This window comes from Mycobacteriales bacterium, from assembly GCA_035533475.1.
GTDB lineage: Bacteria > Actinomycetota > Actinomycetes > DATLTS01 > DATLTS01 > DATLTS01.
In genome coordinates, this window is sequence record DATLTS010000044.1 from 1 (window position 1) to 19,247 (window position 19,247).

Genomic DNA, 19,247 nt, shown 5'->3' on the forward strand with positions numbered 1-19,247 from the left:
GGGACAGCAGCGCCCCGATCCCGCCGGCGACCGCCTTGCCGGCGCCACCGAACAGCCAGGTCAGCAGCCAGCCCATCAGTGCACCGTCCCGCCGATGCCGAAGGCGAAGTTGACCAGTGCGACCGCCGCGCCGGCGATCAATGCGCCGACCGCCCCACCGAGGACCATCAGCCGACCGGAGCTGGCAGCGCCGTAGTGGCCCGCCCGGCTACCCAGCCCCCACGAGGCGGCGCCAGCCAGGATCGCCAGTACGCAGGCGAGCAGCACCCACGTCATCAGCCCACCCACCATGGCGGCGAGCTGGGTGGTGCCGGGCAAGTTCGAGTTCGGGTTGACGATGATGCCGGTGGGCATGGCAGCCTCCGCAGGTCGACGGTGAAGCGGTCGACCTGCAGGCTGCTCAGCTACTTCACCAAAACTTCACCGGCCAACGCCAGGACGAGAGGGGCGACCCGGCGGTGAAGTAGGCGGTGAACACGGAGCAAGCGCGCAACTTGCCATGGCGGATCAGTCCGATGCCCGAGGTCGCTCAAGAGCACGGCTTCGGTGAGCGGCTCGGTCTGGGAGAGCAGAGCGCAGGCGGACGCAACGTGGGCTCCATCCGACCGATCAACGCACACACCGGCGCTCAGGTCGACGAACAGAGCTGGCAGTGATGCAGCATTCCGAAGGAACAGCCACCACGCGGGGAACGGCCTCCGGATCGCCGCCTCTGTGCCGGTCGTGGCCTGCTACGCGGGCGCGGTCGGAGAGCGCCGATCACCCAGTTCGGCGGCGTGCCGTGGCCACCGCGGAGACGTCGAGAGGATCCGCGCTCGCATGCTGGAGCAAGCACCTCGGGCCGCCCCGAAGGGGGATCCGTTTCCGGTGATCATCAGCTCGGCCGGGGGGCTCTCTGCCAGAGTTGGGTCATGGCCACAACGAGCTTCGGCTACGACGGTGACGGCGGCCTCGGCGATCGGCTACTCGCAGCCGTGCTACGCGGTGAGAAGACGGCGACGTCGTCGCTGGCCGTCGAGTACCTCTCCGGCGAATCGCTGCCGCGGGTCGGCCAGCAGTCCGAGCTGGTTGACCACGCCGGCCGAAGGCATGGGATGATCGAGACGACACGAGTCCGGATCATCCCGCTCGACGCAGTCGGTGACGATGTGGCGAGGGATGAGGGCGAGGGCTTCGCCGACGCGGTCGAGTGGCGCCGGGCTCATGAAGCGTTCTGGGGCGAGACCATAGAGATGATCCGCGCCGACGCCGGTGACTCCACCTGGGAGCTGCGAGACAGCGAGCCGGTCGTGGTGGAGTGGTTCCGCCTCCTCGACGACCAAGGGCCCACGACGGGCTGACGCCGCGTCGTACGAGGATCCGTAACCGCAGCTGCCGCCGTTGTCGTGGCTTGTCTCGGGCTGGCGAGGGGGTGCGAGGAGTGCTGTGGGCTTCAGGAGTAGTCGGCCCAGATCCTGCGCTCGGTGCCGTCGACGGTGACCTCGCCACCGTAAGGTAGGAGCCACTGGGGCCGGGTGTGCCCGAAGGGCACCCCGACGCAGACGACCGCATCGGAGTTGTAGCGGCCGACGACGTCGATAGCGACGTCGCGCTGAGCAGAGCGGTAGTCCGTGCGTTCTGCGGCGGACGGCTGCTTGTCAAAACTCGACGCAGGTGGACGTGCCACGAGCAGGGCGCCGGCAGCGGCGAGCAGTCCCCGCTCACCGAGGGACCGCAGGATCCACCCGAACTCCCGGGCCGGGATGATCTCCTCGCTGGTTTCCAGGATCAGCACCGCGCCGTCGAGCACCGCGGGGTCTGGCGGGAAGCGCCCAGTTGCGAGGATCCACTGGAGGACCTCGACGCAGCCACCCCAGGTTCGGCCGGTCACGGTGCGAGCGGGACCGCCCCACGCCCAGGCTTCGGTGGTTTCGCGCTCGCCGTACTCGCTGAGCGCGGCGGGGTCGGTCCAGTCCTTGCCGAAATCTTCGGACTCGCCCGGGTCGGTGACCTCGAGGCGCTCGCCGGTCAGCAAGGCCGCGCGGAGCGAGGCACTGTGGCAGGCGTCGACCGCTGGGCCGGGACCCAGCTGGACCTGCGTCGAGCCGCCGTGGAAGCTGGCGATGCCGTGGGTCCACAGCCACGACAGCAGATTGCTGTTGTCGCTGTAGCCGCAGAACGGCTTGGGGTCCGCCCCCACGGGGCCGGGGTCGAGGTGCGCCACGACCTGGATCTGGTCCTCCCCACCGATCGTCGCGACCACGGCGCGAATCTCCGGGTCGGCGAACGCAGCGTTCAGGTCAGCCGCACGCTGCCGCGGGCTGGCGCCGACCTGGCGGGTGGTCGGGTACTCGACCGGGACGAGGCCGGTGATCTCGCTCAGGCGCCGCATCGCCTGCTCGTGAACCACCGGTGCCACGCCCGGAGCAGCGAACGACGGCGAGACCACCGCTACTTTCTCACCACGACGGGCCTTCGGCGGGTGCATGAGCTCGGGGACCATACGTCCATCCGATCAGGACCGCACGGCTCCGGCAAGCGCGTTTCCCCCGCCCCGCGTCCAGCCTTCGGTCGGTGAAGGTCAAGTTTGCCCACGCCCTGGACAACTGCGACCGACCACCCGTGTCCGTGCCGCATGACGAACGGCCTACGGGAACGCCTGGTGGCAGAAGGTTCCCAAGAGCAGGTGTCCCGTATACCCCGCCCGAGAAGAAGCCCGGAGACCCCCCGCTATGCGGGGCACGCCCGGAAGCCTCCTCGACCGAGTGCAGGGGTGTTGCACGCAGCCCTGCGGCACCTCTCCTCACGGACGAGCCGCTTGCTGGGATTAGCACTGCCGGATTGGCCGGGCGGTGCGCTCGTCGAGCGAGCAACCACAGATCGCCCGCGGCCTCGCACCCGCTCCGAGCGACGGATCGCGTGTGTCCTTACCTAACCTCCGCATCGATACGGCCCTCTCCCGGACCGACCATAGCCGTCTACTACACGCCGGGTCGAAGGGTTCAGCGACGGTGCTCTTCGAACGCGAGGGTGCCCGCGCATGGCCTTGTCGGACCGAGCCGACGCCTACTGCGGAGGAGACTTTCTGGTCTCGGGTCAGCCGGCTTGGCGGGCGGCGCACCGCTGGGCGAGGGTGTGGAGCCGGTCGAGTTCGCGGTCGGTGTCGGGATGCACCCGGTCAGCCAGATCGGCTTCGTCTTCGATGACGGTGTGAAGCTGTTTGGCGTAGATCTGCACCATGCCGGGTCGGCCGGCTTCGGCGGCGGCGGTTGCAGCCAGCAGGTACAGCGATTCCTCGTACGGGTTGACCTTGATGCCGGCGGCGGCGGCTGTTTCGGCGGCCGGGTAGTCGCCGTGGGCGAGGTCGGTTTCGGCGAGGTCACGGGCCAGGTCGGCGGCGGCGGAGCAGATTTCGGAGACGTGGTTTTCGGCGTAGATCCATTCGCAGCGGCGCCCCAGCCCGTCGAAGGGGCGGCCGCGCAGCAGGGCCAGCGCGGCCCGCTTTTGGCTGGGGTCACCGGCGGCCAACGTTTGGAAGCGTTGCCAGTCGCTGCCGATCGTCGGGTCGAGCCGGTGAACGGGGCCTTTGCTGATGGCGGCGTCGAGCAGCGCCCGGGCTTCGGCGAGTCGCTGGCTGACCACTTGGAGGTGGTAGGGCTTGTCCGGCCACAGCGCGGTGGACAGTTTTTCGGAGTCGACGCCGGAGCGGTGTAGGGCGAGGTAGACGATGAGTTCGAGCACCTTGAGCCGCCGTGGTGCGGGCGCACCGAGCAGCTCGACGGGGCCGAGGATGCAGACTTCGATGCCGGTCGCGGATTCGGCGGCTGGTGCCTGGTCACGGGCCTGTTGGTAGGTCGGGTCGTCGGCCGGCACGTCCGGCGGGGTCAGCTCGATCACCCGGGCCTGGACTGCCTGCCCGCGGGTGCCGCTGGTCGCCGCCGGGGTCGGCTCGCTTGGGTGCGGCGCGGGGACCGCGGGGTCGGCGAGGGGGACCCGGACCGCGGCCAGTGTGTCGGCGAGGGTCGCGAGTTCACCCGGCTCGGCCCGGACGGGGGTCAGCTCCCCGAGCCCGGGGACCCTGAGCAGTCCGCTGGCCTCGTCGAGCTGGCAGGCTTCGGCGTCGGGGTGCGCACCGAGCAGCACCGCGAGCAGGGGGCTGGCCGGGTCGCGGCCGGCCACGGCCAACTCGTCCGGCAGGGCGTCGGCGGAGATGCCGGCGAGCAGCAGCAGCGGGGTGGTGGCGTCGCCGGCGGCGCGGGCCGCGGCCACGGTGGGGGTGTCCGAGTCGGCGAGTTCGGCGCGGACCCGGTCGGCGTAACGGACGAGCTGGGTGAGGTTGTCGGGGTCGGGGTCGACGGTGTCGAGCCGGTCGATCCCAGGCAGCTGCGGCAGCAGGCCGTGGGCGGTGTGCACGTGGGCCAGCGCGGCCCACGGAGCCCCGGTGAGTCCGAGAGCGATGCCGGCCGCGATCGGCGCGGTCTGCTCGATGGGGCCGGTCAGCGCGAGCAGGCCGACGGCTTCCAGGTTGAGGAAGACGTCGGTGTTGTCGAGTCGGCCGATCGGGGCGAGTGCGGGCGCGGGATCCGGGTCGGCCTCGATGGCGTAGGTGAACGGCCCGGCCTCGGCCGGTAACCGCCACCGGCCGGGCGCCGGTTCGGTGAACGGCGCTGGTGGCGGGACAGCCGGGTCGGTGAACAGGATGTCGATGGCGCCGTCCGGTTGGGCGAGCACCGCCCGGACGGTGGTTCCGTGGGGGGCTTGGGCGGCGGCGAGTCGCACCGCCTGGCGGACCCGGTCAGCTACCGGCTCGAGCTGGTCGGCGGCCCGGCGGATCGCGGCCGCCGCTGGTGGCTGGGGGCGGGGCCGGCGGTCGCGCCGGCGATGGTGCTGGGCGCTGACCGCGGCCCGGCGCAGGGTGGCGGCGGCCGCGGCCAATCCGAGTCCGAGACCGACCCCGAGGCCGACGCCGGCCGGGGTGATCGGGGCTGCCGGCTCAACTGCCCGGCCCGGTGGCGTCGAACGGGGGTGCCCGTCGGTCGGGGACAGCACCGGCGCCTCGCCGCTGACCGACGGTTCTCGTGTGGGGGCGGGGGGGACGGATCGGGGTGCGCTGTGGTCGGGGGCGACTGGTCGCGGTTGGCCCTGGCGAGGGATTACCGGCGGGACGTCAGCGTCGGCGGGCAGTCTGGTCGCGTCGGCGGGCAGCAGCAGCACCCAGGCGGGGCGGATCAGGTTGGCCCGGGTCAGTCGCCCGCCGTCGGGTTGGAGCCGGCCTTCGTTCAACTGGTAGATCTCGCGCCAGCGCTGCCCGTCGCCGAGATGACGTTCGGCGATGTCCCACAGGTTGTCGTGCCACCGGCCGTCCGGCGGGGCCACCACGTACACCCGCAGGTCCGCCGACTCAGGCAGCAATGCCGACCGTGAAACGCTGGCCTGCCGGCCCGGGTCGGCGGTCGGCGGGACCAGGCATTCGGCCGGACTGGTCGGGCGCGGTGGCTGCTCGGGACGGACGGCGGCCAGCGCCGTGGTGTACGCGGCGGGCGCGGCGGCCCGGGTGAGCACCACCGCAGAAACGGCGTGGCCGGTCACGGTCAGGGTTGGGCCGGCGCCGAGGGCGATCAGCACGCTGACCACCAGCTGGTGCGCGAGTCGCTGGCTGGCCCCGCCGAGGGGAATCCGCCGGGCGGGTCGATCGGACAGTTCGGCCCGCACCTCTGCCGCCACGCACACCAACAGGTGCGCCCAGGCCAGCCAACCCAGGATCGTGACGAACTTCAGCACGGTGCCGGCGGCCAGCGGCGCGGTCAGCCCGTGCCCCAGCCCGGCCAGCGTCGGCCAGCTGTGCGGGCCCGGCCAGCCGACCAGCAGGATCAGGGCAACCGGCGGACCGGCGAGCAGCACGAGCAGCGCGAGCGCGGCGCCCAGCCCGGTCGCCTGCCGGGAGATCGGCCGGGCGCGCGCCGTCGAGGCGGGGGCGGGGCGGCGGGTCATGGGCCTGTCCCGGTGAGCACCCCACGCTCCGGGTGGGCGGTGGCCGCCCCTCGGGTGACGAAGGTGTCGTATCCGATCAAACCCAGCAGCACGGTCGCGGTGTGGGTGGTGACGGTCACTGTGACCCCGTCCCCGGTGACCGTCGCCTGGCAGCCGTCGGCGGGTTCGGCAGCGGCCACGAAAGCGCAGGCGGCCACCCGTGCCGCCGGGGCGTCGATCCGGTCGATGCCGGTGGACCGGTACGCGGACAAGTCGAGCTGGTCGGCGCCGGCCCGGGCGGCCTGCCCGGCGAGGTCGGCGGCGTGCTGACGGGCGGTGATCGCCCGGCCGCCGTCGATGACCAGCCCGGCGAGGGCGAACAGGCCCAGCGCCAACCCGACGGTGAGGACCGCGACCATGCCGTCGTCGCCGGCACACCGCCACCGCCGCCTGTCGCATTGGGCTGTCATGGCAGCCCCCGGTAGATCTCGATGGGTGCAGCCATGGTCGCGGTCAACGTCTTGTGCCCGGGCAGCCCGGTTCCGGTCAGCCCCGACAGATCTGCGGTGCAGGCCACGCTGACCCGGACCAACCCGCCGGGACGGAACAAGGTGGTGTCCACGGACACGGCCAGCTGGGTGCAGTTCATCTGCTGACCGGTCAGATCGGCGGTGGCCGCGGTCCGGGCGGCGGCCACCGCGGCGGCCGGGGAGTCGGTCAGGCTGGCCGCCCGGGCGGCGTCGCTGGCCGCGCCTTGCACCAGAGCGTCGGCGCCGGCGATCCGGCCGGCCCCGACGACGAACAGCAATACCAGCATGAGCACTGGGGCGAGCAGCACGAACTCGACGGCCACCGACCCGCCGTCCGCAGCTGCCCGCCGGTTCACGACACACCACCGGGAGGGCTAGCCCCGGCGGGCGCCGAACCCGCGGTGGTGCCGGGGACATCGGGGTGGAACTGCTCGATCGGCCCGGTGGCCACCGCCCGGATGGTCAACGCCAGCCCGGGGATGATGCTGACTGCCCGGCCGGTGACGATCACGGTGGCGGTGGTCGTGGTGAGGCTGACCGCGAAGCTTGGGGCGGTGACCAGGTCGGGGCCGAGGGAGTGCACGTAGCCGAGCCCGGCGGTGCTCGCCTGGCTGTCCACGAGGCTGAGGCTGGTGGCAGAGCGGACGGTCCGGTCGGCCTGCTCGACGGCGGCGAGCAGCACCTGACGGGCGTAGTAGTACAGGGCGGCTTGCACCACCAGGAAGACGACCAGCATCAGCACCGGGGCGAGCAGCACCAGCTCCACCGGGGAGCTTCCCCGCTCCCCGGTCCGCCAGCGGCGAGGGGGCGTGCGCACGGTCATGGTCGGTGTCGTCGTGACGTGTGTGCTACGGGGTGTTGAGGTTGATCTGGTGGGCTTTCTGGGTGACCTTCGCGTAGATCAGGGTGCCGACACCGATCGCCATCGCCGCGCCGATGGTCACGATGATCACCCACTGGATGGTGTCGCCACGGTCGGTTCCGCCGGTACGGACCCGGTTCCGCACCGTGGTGAACAGCGCGGTGAGCACGGCCAGTTCGGGGGCCAGCACCGCCAGCAGCGGTGCGGCGAGGCGGGTTGGGCTGGTGGGTCGGTAGGTCATGGGCACCTCCGCGGTTCGATGGGTCAGAAGCTGAGCAGCTTCGCGACGGCCGGGTAGCCGAGGAACAGGAGGAACCCGAGGGCCAGAACAACCTGGGCGACGAGCATCGCCTGGGTGGCCTCGTTGGCCCGGCCGTGCAGGTCGGACAGTTCGCGGTCCCGCAGCGAGGCGGCCTGCGCCCGCAGGCTGGCCTCGGCCTGCGCGCCGCCGCCTTCGACCAACGCGAGCCGGGCGGCGGTGTCGACCAGCTCGGGCAGGGCCAGCTCGTCGCCGAGCCGGCCGAGCGCGGCGGGTGGGCTGAGTCCGTCGGTGCGGGCGTCGGAGAGCGCGCCGCGGATCCGGGCGAACGCGTCGCCCCGGCCGAGCCGGGCGGCGTCGGTGAGCGCCTCGGCGAGACCAGCGCCGCTGGCCATCCGCATCGCGACCAGGTCGAGGTAGGCGCCGACCGCGGTCCGCAGCCCGCGGCGGGCCTGACCGGCCCGGGTGCGGACCTGAACGTCCGGCAGATAGAAGCCGGTGAGGGCGCAGCCCAGGCCCAGCCAGGCCGGGACCAGCAGCGGCACCGTGATACCAGCCAGCCGGGCCACCCCGGTGAGCAGAACCGGGGTGAGCAGGCCGGCGAGGGTCCAGCCGAGCTTCGCGGCGGCGAACTCCGCCGGGTCCAGGTCGAGCACCCGCAGGTCCGCACCCAGGCCGGGGCGCAGCCAGCCGCGGGCCGCCAGCGCCGCCGCGACCCGCCCGCCGACCACCGCGGTGACCCAGCGGCTGCTACCGGCCACGGGGAAGGTCGGGCGGATCGCGGGACGCCAGGCGGCGGCCGCGTCGAGTCGGGTGAGGGTGGTCAGCGGGTCAGGCCGGGCGGGCCACAGGCCGACAGCGAGCAGCAACAGGCCGCATCCCAGACCGGCGCCGGCGAGGATAGCGGCGGTCACCGCGGGGTCCCCCGGGCCGACGGGCCGAGCAGCCGGACGACCGGTTGCGGCGCGGACAGCCGGCGCAACCAGCCGAAGCCGAAGGTGAAAACGGCGACGATCACGGCGAGCATCAGCTGACCGGCCGGGGCGCGGTAGGGGGCCACGTAGCCGGGGTTGAGCAGCGCCAGACCGAGGCCGACGGTAATGGTGACCGCCATCACGATGAGCACCCCGCGGCGGGTGCCGCGGCGGTCGGCCTCGACCTTGCGGCGGACCTCGAGCTGGGCACGGGCTGAGCGGGCCAGCGCGGAGAGCACCGCGACGAGCTGCCGCCCCTGGGCGTGCGCGTTGAGGATGAGCGCGGCCACGATCAGGTCGGCGTCCTGGTCGTCCAGCTCGTCGGCCAGCGTCCCCAGCGCCTCGGGCAGCGGGACCCGTTCGCCGACCCGCTCGGCGAGGGCGGCAAGTTGTGGGCGGATCGGCGCGGCCGCCGCGGGCACGCTGGCCAGCAGCGCGTCCGGTAACGCGACCCCGGCCGCGGTCAGGTCGCGCAGCGATTCGGCCCACCCGGCCAACGCCTCCAGCCGGGCGGTGGCCGCTTTCGCGGCGGCGACCCCGCCGAACAGCCGCGGCCAGAAGTAGACCAGCCCCCCCAGTGCCGCGGCGACCGCGACCCAGCGGGTGGCCACCAGCACCAGGACGGCTACCACGGCCGCGCCGGCCGCCCGTTCGGTGTCGCGTCGTGACCAGCCGTGCCGCGGCCCGGCCGCGGGGCGTGAGCCGAGGCCGATCATCAGCAGCCCGGCACCGACGCCGGCGCCGCAGCCGACGACCAGGATCAACCGGGTGGTCATCGGCGAACCAGTTGGGTGTGGGGTGAGTAGCCGTGCGCGGCGAGCCGGGCGGCCCGGGCTGGGGTGATCGGCGCGGCCGGCTCGGCGAGCAACTCCCCGGGGCTGGTGGCGAACACTTCGGAGGACACCACCTGGGTGCCGTCCCAGCCGACCACCTCGCGGACCGACTCGACGAAGCGGTGCACCCGCCCGTCCGGCAAGCTCACCCGGCGCATGTGCACCACGAAGTCGATGGCCCGGGCGATCAGCCGGCCGGTGGCCTCCACCGGGACGTGCGCCGGGCCGCGCAGCGCGTAGTCGGCCAACCGGTCGAACACACTGAGGGCGTCCCGGGAGTGGCACGACGACATCGAGCTCGACGCGCCCTGACTCATCGCGTCGAGCATCGCGGAAACCTCGCCGCCGATGATCTCCCCGACCAGGGTGCGGTCCGGGTTCATTCGCCGGGAACGTTCAACCAGTTCAGCCAGGCTCATCCCGCCGACGCCTTCGGCGTTGGGCAGCCGCTCCTCCAACGCCCGGACGTCGCGGTGCAGATCCGGGAAGTGTTCGATCCCAAGTTCCCGGAAATGCTCGATCGTGATGATCGACTCGTGGTAGGGGATGGCGTTCGCCAACGCCCGCAGCTGGGTGGTCTTACCGGCGAACGGCTCCCCGGAGATGATCAGGTTGCAGGCACCGTGGGCCGCGGCGGTGAAGAAGTCCAGGAGTTCGGTGGAGAACGAGCCTCGTTCGTGCAACTCGTCCAGGGTGATCCGCTGCAGCCGGTACAACCGGATGGACACGGACGGGCGTTCGCAGACGCTCATCAGGGCGTGCATCCGGGAGCCGTCCGGCAGCCGGGTCTCCAACCAGGGGTGCACCGGGTCGAACGGGCGGCTGGACAGCCCGCCGTAGGCGCCGATGGTGCGCACCCACTCGATCAGCTCGGCGTCCGAGTCGGCCACCGCTGGACCGGCCACGAGCTGACCGTCGGTCTTGTGCAGCCACACCCGGTCGGCCCCGGTGATCTCGATCGCGATGTTCGTCCCGTCGTTGATCAATGGTTGCAACCGGCCGAGCCCGAAACGGGCGGCATAGACGGCCTCGGCCAGCTCACGGTCGTCCTCCGGCGGGGGCAGCGGCCCGCCGCGGGCGGCGAGTTCGCGGCGACGGAAGTCCTCGATCGCGGCGGCGATCAGGCTGCGCCCCAGCTCCCGCTCGTCGTCGTCACTCAGCAGCCGCTGGCCGGTCTCAGCGCGGGCCCGCCGGGCCGCCCGCAGCCGCTCGGCGACCTCCGCGCCGAGTTCGCGGACCAGGGTGTAGTCCACAGCTCAGCCCTCCCCCGCCGACGCCAGCTCGGCCGGCCTCGCGACCGGTGCGGTGTCGGTCGGCCCCGCCGGGAATGCGGGCTGGGTGAAGACGGCCAACCGGCCGGCCAGCTCGCGGGCGGCGCCCAGGTAGTGGCTGCGGTCCAGCCGGCGGGTCCACGGCGCGAACAGCCCGCCCGCCGCCGGATCCTCTGGCAGCCAGCCCACCATGTCGACCGCCAGCCCGGTGCCGGCCAGCAGGCCGCGCAGCTGCTCGACCGGGGCGGCCGGGGCGAGCCCGCCGACCGCGACCGCGATCAGTCGGCCGCGGCGGCCGGGCAGCTGGTCGGCGGCGGCCAGGGTGTGCCGGCCGTGCGCCAGACCCGCCACGCTGATCCGCACCAGCACGACCAGCAGGTCCGCGCCCGCGAGGATCGGCAGCGCCGGCCCGGCAGGGGCGAGCAGCCCGCAGTCGCAGACCACATCCACGTCACGCAGCCCGGCGAACAGGTGGGCCAGGCCGGGCCAGCTGACCGACATTGCGGCGGCCTGGGCGGGGGACTCCACCCCGACGAGCACCGGCAGGCCGCCGGCGACCGTTTGCACATGCTCGGTGAGCCGGTCCGCGGTTCCCCCTTCACGCACCGCCGGGGCGAGGGAGACCAGGCCCCGGTCGCGGGCCAACGGCCGGCCGTGCTCGTCGGCCAGCCGCAGCGCCAGGTCCCCGCCGGAAGGGTCACATTCGGCCAGCACCACCGGTGTCGGCCACACCGCCGCGAGCGCCGTCGCCGCGGTGGTCGCCCCCGGGCTGGCCTTGCCCCGGGTGATCGCGAGCAGGGTCACGACCCGGACCCCGCCAGCAGCGCGAGGCTGACCGTTCCGGCGGCGGCGGCGCTGGCCACGCTCACCGCCTGGCCGGGGCCGACAGCCAGATCGACCAGGGTGGTGTCACTGGTCGGGTCCGGCTGCACTGACAGCACCAGCGCCGCGGGCACCAGCACCCCGCCCGGGCTGGCCGACCCGCCGCCGGTGTTGGTGGCGACCTGTAGCACAGCGACCCGGTCACCGGCGGCCAGCTCGCCGCCGGGCAGGCTGCCCGGCTTCAGCGCGACCCCGACCACCTCCTGATCGCCGGTCGGGGTGCCGGCGGCGGTCAGCATGCCGGTCTCCAGCAGGGTGCCGGCCGGCAGGTCCGCGGTCAGGGTGCGCCCGACCAGCCGCGCCGCCGCCGACGCCGGGATCGCGTTCAGCCCGGACCCGGACAGGTGGGCCACCCGCAGGTCGGCGGCCGTCATCGGCTGGCCGATGCTGACCGGGTGGGCCAGCGCCAACACGGCGAGCTGCCGGCTCGCCCCGGTGTACAGGACGCCGGCGGTCACCGCGCACACGGTGATCAGCACCGCACCGGCGGCCGCGGTCAGCGGCCGGCGGGGACGGCGCAGCCGGGGCAACCGCTCGGCGCGCGCTCCCCCAGGTGAGCCAGGAGTGGAGCGGCGAGCCTCGGTCAGCACGCCCTGCCCGTTCGCCCGATCAGCCATGCGCGGACCTCCCGGAGTTCTCAGCTGGAGCTCGACGAGACGACGGTTTCCCGCTCGGACACTTGCAGCGGGAACCGGTAGGAGCGGGTGATCGCCGGCAGTACCCCGGTCAGCCCGCCGGAACCGACCCAGCTGACCTGCCAGCTCACCGTCACCGTCACCGTGAAGTAACGCTCGTTCGGGTCCGGGCCGCGCTGCGGCTGCGCCGCGCTCGACCGTGTGTAGGTGTGGGTGCACCGCGACTGTTGCCCCGACGCCGGCACGTTCCGGTTGTACGGAGTTCCCGCACCGTCGCAGACCAGCGCCCGCGTCCCGTCACCCGCGTCCCACGTCGACGACATCGGCCGCGCCGTCACCACCGCCCACAGCCCGCCGACCCCGGTCCGCTGACGAAGCGTCCGCCACTGCGCGGGCGAGACCCACCACCACGTCGCCAGCCCCGTCAACGCATCCGTCGGATTGTGATTCGCCGCCGGCATCGGCAACGGCAGCAAGCTCTCCGCCCGCTGCGCCAGCACCGCCGGGGTCACCCGGGCCGGCGCGACCGGCACCGGCAGCAAAACCGACGCCGACGTGCCGAAGCGACCACCACCGCCGATGAAGATCCCCTGGTAGACCTTGCCGTCCTGGCAGTACAAGGTGAAGAACGCGCCGGAGTAGCCCGGCGACAGCAAGCTGCGGGTGTCGGCAGCATCGAACACGAAGACACACGACACCCCGCCCGGGCCCTTCATGTACACCACCGGCACAACAGACCCAGACGAGCGCCTGGTCGACGCCGGGGCACTTGTCGTGGTGATGGTCGTCTGGATGTCTCCTCGTGTCGGGTCACCGGTCACGACGATCGGTTTCGGGTGCCCACCTTCACCCTGGGAACCAGCGAATACGGGTGTGGCAGCAACGCCCGTCCAGGCAACCAACATCCCCGCCGCAAGGGCCGTGATCGTGGTCAGGCGGCGCACGGTCAGCAACTCGTTTTCGGGTAGGTGACGAAAACGACACGCCACTCACCGTCCGCACCGAGGTGCATGGTGGCGACGATGTGGTTCCGCGATACGCCGACGGTCAGGTGACGGCCGGTCTTGCGATCCTGCAGTCCGGTGCTGCGCGAGTCCGCGCAGTCATCGATTACGGCGATTCCGCGCGGAAGCGAGAACACGGCGATCTTCGGCCGGGGCACGTCCTGGCCGAAGAAGACCTGGCCGAGTTGGTCTGCGTGCGCCATTCCGTGCAGCAGTGAGGCGAGTTCGGGATCGCCGCTGACCTGGGACAGCATTTGCAGCCGCTTGCCGGGCGCGGCCCGGGACGCTGGCGTGAGTTCGGACCAGAAGGCGGTGTACTGCGTGAGGGCGCGGGTTTCGGCCACCGCTGTCGGGTTCGGTGAGGCCGGTCCGTCGCTGGCCGGCGGCTGTTGGAGTTGGACGTGGTTCCCTACCGAGCACCCGCCGACGATCAACCCGGCAGCGATCAGCGTGCCGATCCGACGCGCGGCGCAGCGCCCCCTCACCGCCCCCCAGCATGCCCGTGTCATCCGGGTGCCACCGCGTTCCTCCGCCGGTAGACGGACCGGGCGGCTGATGTTGCTATGGAGTACTGCATCCGATCCGGACATGTCAAGATTCGGGCCCTTTCGTTCACAGCGTCGTTCCCTCCTCCCAGGTGCGTGTGGTCCAACCCTGCTCGGTGACTTCACCAAAACTTCACCGCGAGGCGGGCGGCCGGCGGTGGTGAAGTTTTGGTGAAGTCCGCCGATCTTGGCGCCCCCGGCGCGGCGGCGCGCCCGCCGGCGACCCGCCGCGACGGTCCTCGCGGTGAAGTCGGCGGTGAAGTCGGTGCGGACCGTGGCGGCCATGGAGCGTGGATGGAAGGTGCAGGCGGCCGTCGACGCCGTCGGGGAAGCGAGCTGGCGGGTGCGCGCCCGGGCGACCGGTACCGAGCCGGGTCGGGCGCCGCACCTGGTGGTCCGGGCCGGGCCGGTGCGGGTGTACTGCCTGGACGGGCGGGCGGTGGCCGACCTGGCCGCGGCCTGGGCGCAGGCGTACGCGACGACCTGCCACCTGCTGCCGGTGCGGCTGCCGCGCTACCGCACCGCGGAGATCACCGCCGGGCATGCCTCGACGGTCGTGGAGACGGTGGTCGAGGGTCGCCAGCCGTGGGACGTCACGCCCCCCGACCCGGCCCACCCCTATGCGGCGGTGAGCACCGGTTGGCTGGTCGTGCGGGTGCACGATGTGGCGGCGTTGACGGTGCAGGTGCGGGCCTGGTCGGAGGCCACCGCGCTCGGCCGGCAGGTGCTGCGCAGCCGGCCGGCGTCGTTCAACCGGCTGCTGGCCATCGCCCGGGACGTGGGCTTCGTCGAGCGGGAGCGCCACGCCGCCCTCGAGCGGCCGGCCGGCCGTGACCGGTAGTCCACAGCCCGGCTCACCGCCCTGGCGCACCGGTGGCGGCCGGGGCACGCTGAAGCGTCGCTGGAGGTGGTTATGAGCTACGAGCTGTTCGTCGTGCAGGACCTCGCGTCCTGGCGCCCGGGCCGACGCCTCGGCGTGTTCGACACGTTCGACGCGGCCCTCGCCGACCGGGACCGGGAGGTGGCGGCGGCGGTCGAGACCGCCGGGGAGCCGATCGTCGTCCGGCACGTCGTCGTCGGCCCCGGCCGGGAGGGCCCCCGTACCGTGCATCAGCTCACCACGTCGCTCGGTGCGGATCGGATCACCACCGAGCAGGGGACGCCGAGCGCCGAGCTGGTCACCGGTTGGCTGACCCAGATCCGGGCCGCGGCCCGCACCGGTGTCCCCGGGTGCTGACCGGCCGAGGCTGGCGCCAATCGCCAACTCAGGCAGCGGCATCGAGCAGGACGTCGGCGAGCTCGGCCCGCAACTCCTCGGCGCCGACCCGGGCACCCGCGAGGGTCGCGAGCGCGTCGTCGAGCCGCCAGGTGACCAGCTGGTCCTGGCGGGCCAGGTACAGCCCGACCGCGTCGACCTCGTAGCGATCGTCGAAGTCGAGCAGCGCGTAGCAGACCGGTTGGTAGAGCCCGGTGTCCGGAAGCCGCCGCGGGTGCATGGTGGCCTTGCAGTCGACCAGGCAGCCCCGGCAGTACCAGTCGGCGTCCGCGCCGCCGACCAGATCCGAACCGACGAACGTGACGCCGATCTGCACATCGGTGCTGGCCGAGTAGGTGCGCATCGCGGCGAACCACCCGTCGGCGTGCCTGCCCAGCAGGGCCTGCAGGTCGGCCAGGTAGCCCGGGTGCACCCCGGCCAGCAGCACCTCCAGCGGCGGCACCGGTTCGGCGAGGGACAACGGACCGACCTCGTCCGCACGTTCGTCGACCCGCGGCAGGCCACGTCGGTAGACGGCCTCCAGCCAGGCCAGCGCCACACAGCACCGGTCGAGACGTTCCTCGACCGTGCCGGGCAGCAACACCGGGCGGGTCCGGTCGTCCGGACGCCACTGCTCGACCAGCGCCGCGACAACGTCGAAGAGTTCCTCGCAGCCGGGGTCGGGCCAGCCGATCTCGGCGCAGGCCCGCTCGAGAATCCAGGCCCCGATCCGCGCCGGCTCCAAGCTGAGATCGTCGCTGAGCGCGAACCGGTGCCGCAGATCGATCGCGGTACCGAGAGTGCCCCACGGCACCGGGTCGGCGTGACACGGCCAGCCGCACACCGTGGGCGCCGGGTGCAGCCGGGCCAGATAGTCGGCGCGCAGCCGGTCGGCATGCGGCAGCCGGACGCCCAACCACCAGCTCAGCGGGCTGTCCGGCGTTGCCAGATCCCTGGTCAGGCTCATGGTGTCAGCGTGGAAACAGCGCGCCGGTCCGTCCAGCCCCCCGACGCAACCTGTGGATACCCCTCCGTCCCGCCCCGGCGGCGCGCAACGCGGATCCGCCGGCAGGGCACTCCCCCGCCAGCGGATCCGTACGGATGGCCCGGCGCGACGTACGGGGCGGCCCACCTGCTGACGGCCGCCGGGCGCGTCGGGCCTACCCAACCTGCACGGCATCCTCGTAAAGCACGCCTGGCGCCAGGTCCGGACGGGTCCCTGCGCACGCCACGGGTCAGCGGCCGAGGCTGCGCCCGGCCGGGACGACGGGATGCGCGGCCGGCTCCAGGCGGCCGGTATCGGCGATCTGCGCCACGGTCGGCGGCAGCAGATGGGCCAGCCGGGTCGGACCCGGCGGGTGGCTGCGCTGCCAGCGGGCCGGCAGCTGGGTGAGCGGGTCGGTGTGCGCGAGCGCGCCGGGCAACAACTCGTCGGGATCCCCGCCCCGACATCCGGTCTGCAGGACCCGCAACCCGGCCGCCCTGGTCGTGCGGGCCAGCGCGGCTTCGACGACAAGCCGGCCGTAGGCGTCGAGGGAGGCCGGCACCGGCACCGACTCGATGAGTCGGAACAACGCGATCCCGTCGACCCCGGGAAGATCAGCCCGGCCGAGGGTGGCCAGCACTGCCGCCGGGTCGGCCGGCAATCTCTGGGCGGTCAGCTCACCGATGGCCCGGTAGGCGGCGGCACACGTCGGGTCGGCGAAGTCGCCGACCGACAGCCAGCCCGCGACCTCGCCGAGTCGCTCCGGGGCAAGGAGCAGCGTGCCCACAGTGACCCGTTCGACGAGCCGCTCGCCGCCGTCACCGGCACGCTCGGAACCGTTCGGTCGGCGCAGCGGCAGCCGTCCCTCGGCCGGCAGGCTCACCGACGTGCCCGCGAAACTACGGCGAGCCTGCCGCCAACGGCGCAGCCCGCCCTCGATCCGGGCCCGCTCACCTGCGGCGAGTTCGAGCACATCCTCGGCCGGGCCGGGGCGGACACCGGCCAGCCGCTGCCCGGCAGCCAGCACCTGACGGCGGATGCTGCCGGCGAGCACGTGCGCGGCGTAGTAGCCGGCCGACGCCGGACTGGGCACCTCGGCCGCGAGCTGAGCCACCTCCCGGGCGGCGCCCAGATCTCCGCCTCGCGCCAGGGCGACGCCCAACGTGACCTCATCCACCGCACGGGCCGCCTCGCGTAGCCGGGCAGTGGCCGCGAAAATCCGTCGGCACACCGGATCAGCGAAGTCCAACCGGTCTAGCCACGCGAGGGAGCTCGCCGTCGCGCCAGGAGCGACGATCATCGAACCCACCACGATCCGCTCGGCCCGCCCAAGATCCGTATCCATGGCGACGACGCTGCTCGGCGACTTCACCGCCGGCTTCACCAACTGCGGCCACGCGGCCTGCGGTGAAGTTTTGGTGAAGTCGCCTCCAGGAGCCGCCCCGGTGTGCTCGATGCGCCCGGAGACGTGCCAGGGACGTTACCGAGGCGCGTGGCGACCGGGCCGGCAGAGCGCGACACCGGTTTGGGCGGCGGGCCTTGCACCCGCTGTCATCTCAGGGGTCGAGACAGCAGCGGTCCCAGGCCCATCCTCGACGCCGCACCTCCTGGTAGAAGGCCTCGTTGTCGCCCCACTCACGGACCAGCCAGCGCCCGATGGCCACGATGGCGACGGTGCGTGCCCCTGCCGAGTTGAGGGCCGCCGCCGCGGACTGCGCGTGAGCCCCGGTCGTCCAGGTGTCATCGATCACGAGGACGTCTTCTGCGACGACGCTTCTTGTTGCCTTGAACCGCTCTGCGGACTGCTCACGCTGCCCGGCTGAAGGGTTATCAATGCTCAACAGATCCTCGTAGCGCGATCGGGTTATCTCCACGAGTTCCGCGACGATCTCGCGGAGCGGATGCGGGCCAGGCCGCCCGCTTGTGCTTGGGACGACAGTGATCCGATCGAATCCGTCGATGCCGACGTGGCGCGCGATACAGGATTCGTGCACCGTGAGCCACTTCCACAGCACGGCGGCCAGGCCTACGGTTCGGCTCGCCCGGATCTCCGGCGGCACTGTCGAACGCTTATACGTGTAGAGCTCTCGTGCGAACTGCAGCCCGGCCGGCGCGAAAGACATGGGCACGACAACATCCGCGACCTGTCGTTCACCGAGGACTCTGCGTGCTTGGTTGCACGGATGGCAGCGCGGGTACCTCTCGTCCACAGCTATGTGGCAGACACTGCAAACGCCGGGCAGTGCGGGCGGCGGGAGGTACAGGAAGTTCGCATAGGGACCGGCGATCTCATCGACGGTTCGCCGCGAGGACCCGTTCACTCCCAGACGAGCTCTACCGGTGCGAGGACCTGGTCCAGCGCCGTTAGCACGTCGTCTAGGCCGTCGACGACCACGGTGCCCGGCCGCTGGGCGTAGTCACGGGCCCAGTCGTGGGCGAGCAGGCTCCTGAGAAGGAACACGGGCCGTCCGTGCTCCAGAGCCATCCGGGCCTGCATCCGAGCCCCGCTCCGGTACGCAGCCTCGATCACCACGGTGGCCGCCGCGTAGCCGCTCATCACCGCGTTCCGCATCGGGAAACTGTGGCGCGTGGGGGCAGCGTCGGGCCAGAACTGCGAAAGCACCAGGTGTTCGTCTCCCAGTCGTCGCTGCAGCTGGGCGTTCTCCGGCGGATACGCGCGACTGATTCCGGTTCCGATCACGGCGACGGTCCGGCCGCCCGCATCGAGCGCACTGGTGTGGGCGGCGGTGTCAATGCCCGCTGCCAGACCGCTGATCACCGTCGTGCCTCGCGCTGCCAGCCCGGCAGCGATCTCCTCGGCTCGGCGGACCCCGTCCGGTGAGGGTCGCCGCGTTCCCACCACGGCCACACCGAACCCGTCACGGGGGTCAAGCCGCCCCCGGAAGAAGAGGAACGGCGGACGTTCATGGATCGTCAGAAGCTGCGCCGGGTAGTCCTCGTCGAGCAGGGTGACCAGCTGCATCCCCTCGGAATGCCATGTGCCGATCGCGACCCGGGAGGCGTCGAGCTTCTCTGCCACCGTCGGGGAGCCGGCGAACAGATCGCCTTGGCCCGCCGGTTCGGCGATCAGCACTTTGTACGCGCTGCCGCAGCTTTCGACGTCGTCGGCGATCTGAGCCCAGCCGGACTTGCGGTCTCGAAGCAGGGCGAGCAGGGCGGCTTGTTCGGTGAGCCGATCCACATCACTCACCCTAGGCCCCTCGTCGTGGAAGCATTGGCAGGCGCGCTCATTACTGATCGTG

22 protein-coding genes are annotated in these 19,247 nt (G+C 72.5%); 4 read left to right on the forward strand and 18 right to left on the reverse strand.

All coding sequences use genetic code 11. From position 1 onward, the window contains the following. Positions 1-75 precede the first annotated feature (75 nt). Positions 76-354, reverse strand: coding sequence for a DUF6112 family protein (locus tag VNG13_10370; protein HVA60921.1), 279 nt, complete (start codon positions 352-354; stop codon positions 76-78). A 161-nt stretch (positions 355-515) separates the two neighbouring features. Here VNG13_10370 and VNG13_10375 point away from each other — a divergent pair, with 161 nt between their 5' ends. Together VNG13_10375 and VNG13_10380 are read left to right on the forward strand one after the other, a co-directional pair. Beyond that, positions 516-656 (forward strand): hypothetical protein, encoded by a 141-nt coding sequence (locus VNG13_10375; GenBank protein ID HVA60922.1) that lies wholly within the window; start codon positions 516-518, stop codon positions 654-656. A gap of 255 nt (positions 657-911) precedes the next feature. Further along, positions 912-1,340: an ASCH domain-containing protein gene (locus VNG13_10380; protein ID HVA60923.1), complete on the forward strand. Its 429-nt coding sequence runs from the start codon at positions 912-914 to the stop codon at positions 1,338-1,340. Positions 1,341-1,432: 92 nt separating this feature from the next. On the opposite strand, the gene VNG13_10385 is transcribed toward VNG13_10380, so the two are convergent. From VNG13_10385 to VNG13_10445, 13 genes are all read right to left on the reverse strand, one after another. Next, a complete protein-coding gene (locus VNG13_10385) occupies positions 1,433-2,482 on the reverse strand; it encodes a S66 peptidase family protein (protein ID HVA60924.1) in 1,050 nt (349 codons plus the stop codon). Between the two features lie 593 nt (positions 2,483-3,075). Next, positions 3,076-5,970 carry a hypothetical protein gene (locus VNG13_10390; protein HVA60925.1) on the reverse strand — a complete coding sequence of 965 codons (2,895 nt, stop codon included), beginning with the start codon at positions 5,968-5,970 and terminating at the stop codon, positions 3,076-3,078. Continuing rightward, the gene (locus VNG13_10395) at positions 5,967-6,368 is read right to left on the reverse strand and encodes a pilus assembly protein TadG-related protein (protein ID HVA60926.1); all 402 of its coding nucleotides are present in this window, start codon (positions 6,366-6,368) and stop codon (positions 5,967-5,969) included. The genes VNG13_10390 and VNG13_10395 overlap by 4 nt, the downstream gene beginning before the upstream one ends. 47 nt (positions 6,369-6,415) lie before the next feature. Continuing rightward, positions 6,416-6,835 (reverse strand): TadE/TadG family type IV pilus assembly protein, encoded by a 420-nt coding sequence (locus tag VNG13_10400; GenBank protein ID HVA60927.1) that lies wholly within the window; start codon positions 6,833-6,835, stop codon positions 6,416-6,418. Then, the gene (locus VNG13_10405) at positions 6,832-7,302 is read right to left on the reverse strand and encodes a TadE/TadG family type IV pilus assembly protein (GenBank protein ID HVA60928.1); all 471 of its coding nucleotides are present in this window, start codon (positions 7,300-7,302) and stop codon (positions 6,832-6,834) included. Before VNG13_10405 ends, VNG13_10400 begins: the two co-directional genes overlap by 4 nt. Positions 7,303-7,327: 25 nt before the next feature. After that, entirely contained in the window at positions 7,328-7,582 is a 255-nt protein-coding gene (locus tag VNG13_10410) for a hypothetical protein (protein ID HVA60929.1), read from the reverse strand. A 23-nt stretch (positions 7,583-7,605) separates the two neighbouring features. Beyond that, positions 7,606-8,514: a hypothetical protein gene (locus VNG13_10415; protein ID HVA60930.1), complete on the reverse strand. Its 909-nt coding sequence runs from the start codon at positions 8,512-8,514 to the stop codon at positions 7,606-7,608. Beyond that, complete coding sequence (locus tag VNG13_10420; protein ID HVA60931.1) at positions 8,511-9,350, reverse strand: type II secretion system F family protein; 840 nt, start codon at positions 9,348-9,350, stop codon at positions 8,511-8,513. The genes VNG13_10415 and VNG13_10420 overlap by 4 nt, the downstream gene beginning before the upstream one ends. Next, positions 9,347-10,660: an ATPase, T2SS/T4P/T4SS family gene (locus VNG13_10425; protein ID HVA60932.1), complete on the reverse strand. Its 1,314-nt coding sequence runs from the start codon at positions 10,658-10,660 to the stop codon at positions 9,347-9,349. The genes VNG13_10420 and VNG13_10425 overlap by 4 nt, the downstream gene beginning before the upstream one ends. 3 nt (positions 10,661-10,663) lie before the next feature. Continuing rightward, positions 10,664-11,482, reverse strand: coding sequence for a hypothetical protein (locus tag VNG13_10430; GenBank protein ID HVA60933.1), 819 nt, complete (start codon positions 11,480-11,482; stop codon positions 10,664-10,666). After that, positions 11,479-12,177, reverse strand: a complete 699-nt coding sequence (locus VNG13_10435; GenBank protein ID HVA60934.1) for an SAF domain-containing protein — start codon at positions 12,175-12,177, stop codon at positions 11,479-11,481. Before VNG13_10435 ends, VNG13_10430 begins: the two co-directional genes overlap by 4 nt. Positions 12,178-12,197: 20 nt before the next feature. Continuing rightward, on the reverse strand, positions 12,198-12,920 hold the full coding sequence (locus tag VNG13_10440; protein HVA60935.1) for a hypothetical protein: 723 nt from the start codon (positions 12,918-12,920) through the stop codon (positions 12,198-12,200). A gap of 221 nt (positions 12,921-13,141) precedes the next feature. Then, positions 13,142-13,684, reverse strand: coding sequence for a hypothetical protein (locus VNG13_10445; GenBank protein ID HVA60936.1), 543 nt, complete (start codon positions 13,682-13,684; stop codon positions 13,142-13,144). A gap of 304 nt (positions 13,685-13,988) precedes the next feature. Here VNG13_10445 and VNG13_10450 point away from each other — a divergent pair, with 304 nt between their 5' ends. Together VNG13_10450 and VNG13_10455 are read left to right on the forward strand one after the other, a co-directional pair. Next, positions 13,989-14,585 (forward strand): hypothetical protein, encoded by a 597-nt coding sequence (locus tag VNG13_10450; GenBank protein HVA60937.1) that lies wholly within the window; start codon positions 13,989-13,991, stop codon positions 14,583-14,585. Between the two features lie 72 nt (positions 14,586-14,657). Next, positions 14,658-14,981, forward strand: coding sequence for a hypothetical protein (locus VNG13_10455; GenBank protein HVA60938.1), 324 nt, complete (start codon positions 14,658-14,660; stop codon positions 14,979-14,981). A 28-nt stretch (positions 14,982-15,009) separates the two neighbouring features. Here VNG13_10455 and VNG13_10460 read toward each other — a convergent pair whose 3' ends face one another. The 4 genes from VNG13_10460 to VNG13_10475 form a co-directional block, all read right to left on the reverse strand. Next, a complete protein-coding gene (locus VNG13_10460) occupies positions 15,010-15,966 on the reverse strand; it encodes a hypothetical protein (GenBank protein HVA60939.1) in 957 nt (318 codons plus the stop codon). A 268-nt stretch (positions 15,967-16,234) separates the two neighbouring features. Next, positions 16,235-17,356: a DnaB-like helicase N-terminal domain-containing protein gene (locus VNG13_10465; GenBank protein HVA60940.1), complete on the reverse strand. Its 1,122-nt coding sequence runs from the start codon at positions 17,354-17,356 to the stop codon at positions 16,235-16,237. Positions 17,357-17,540: 184 nt separating this feature from the next. Then, positions 17,541-18,113, reverse strand: a complete 573-nt coding sequence (locus VNG13_10470; protein HVA60941.1) for a hypothetical protein — start codon at positions 18,111-18,113, stop codon at positions 17,541-17,543. A gap of 188 nt (positions 18,114-18,301) precedes the next feature. After that, the gene (locus tag VNG13_10475) at positions 18,302-19,195 is read right to left on the reverse strand and encodes a DNA-processing protein DprA (protein ID HVA60942.1); all 894 of its coding nucleotides are present in this window, start codon (positions 19,193-19,195) and stop codon (positions 18,302-18,304) included. Between the last annotated feature and the right edge of the window lie 52 nt (positions 19,196-19,247).

Bases quoted from the DNA above. Each gene is read 5' to 3' on its own strand.
- VNG13_10370 (HVA60921.1), bottom strand. From the start codon at position 354: ATGCCCACCGGCATCATCGTCAACCCGAACTCGAACTTGCCCGGCACC.
- VNG13_10375 (HVA60922.1), top strand. From the start codon at position 516: ATGCCCGAGGTCGCTCAAGAGCACGGCTTCGGTGAGCGGCTCGGTCTG.
- VNG13_10390 (HVA60925.1), bottom strand. From the start codon at position 5,970: ATGACCCGCCGCCCCGCCCCCGCCTCGACGGCGCGCGCCCGGCCGATC.
- VNG13_10420 (HVA60931.1), bottom strand. From the start codon at position 9,350: ATGACCACCCGGTTGATCCTGGTCGTCGGCTGCGGCGCCGGCGTCGGT.
- VNG13_10380 (HVA60923.1), top strand. From the start codon at position 912: ATGGCCACAACGAGCTTCGGCTACGACGGTGACGGCGGCCTCGGCGAT.
- VNG13_10405 (HVA60928.1), bottom strand. From the start codon at position 7,302: ATGACCGTGCGCACGCCCCCTCGCCGCTGGCGGACCGGGGAGCGGGGA.
- VNG13_10435 (HVA60934.1), bottom strand. From the start codon at position 12,177: ATGGCTGATCGGGCGAACGGGCAGGGCGTGCTGACCGAGGCTCGCCGC.
- VNG13_10385 (HVA60924.1), bottom strand. From the start codon at position 2,482: ATGGTCCCCGAGCTCATGCACCCGCCGAAGGCCCGTCGTGGTGAGAAA.
- VNG13_10410 (HVA60929.1), bottom strand. From the start codon at position 7,582: ATGACCTACCGACCCACCAGCCCAACCCGCCTCGCCGCACCGCTGCTG.
- VNG13_10395 (HVA60926.1), bottom strand. From the start codon at position 6,368: ATGGTCGCGGTCCTCACCGTCGGGTTGGCGCTGGGCCTGTTCGCCCTC.
- VNG13_10460 (HVA60939.1), bottom strand. From the start codon at position 15,966: ATGAGCCTGACCAGGGATCTGGCAACGCCGGACAGCCCGCTGAGCTGG.
- VNG13_10455 (HVA60938.1), top strand. From the start codon at position 14,658: ATGAGCTACGAGCTGTTCGTCGTGCAGGACCTCGCGTCCTGGCGCCCG.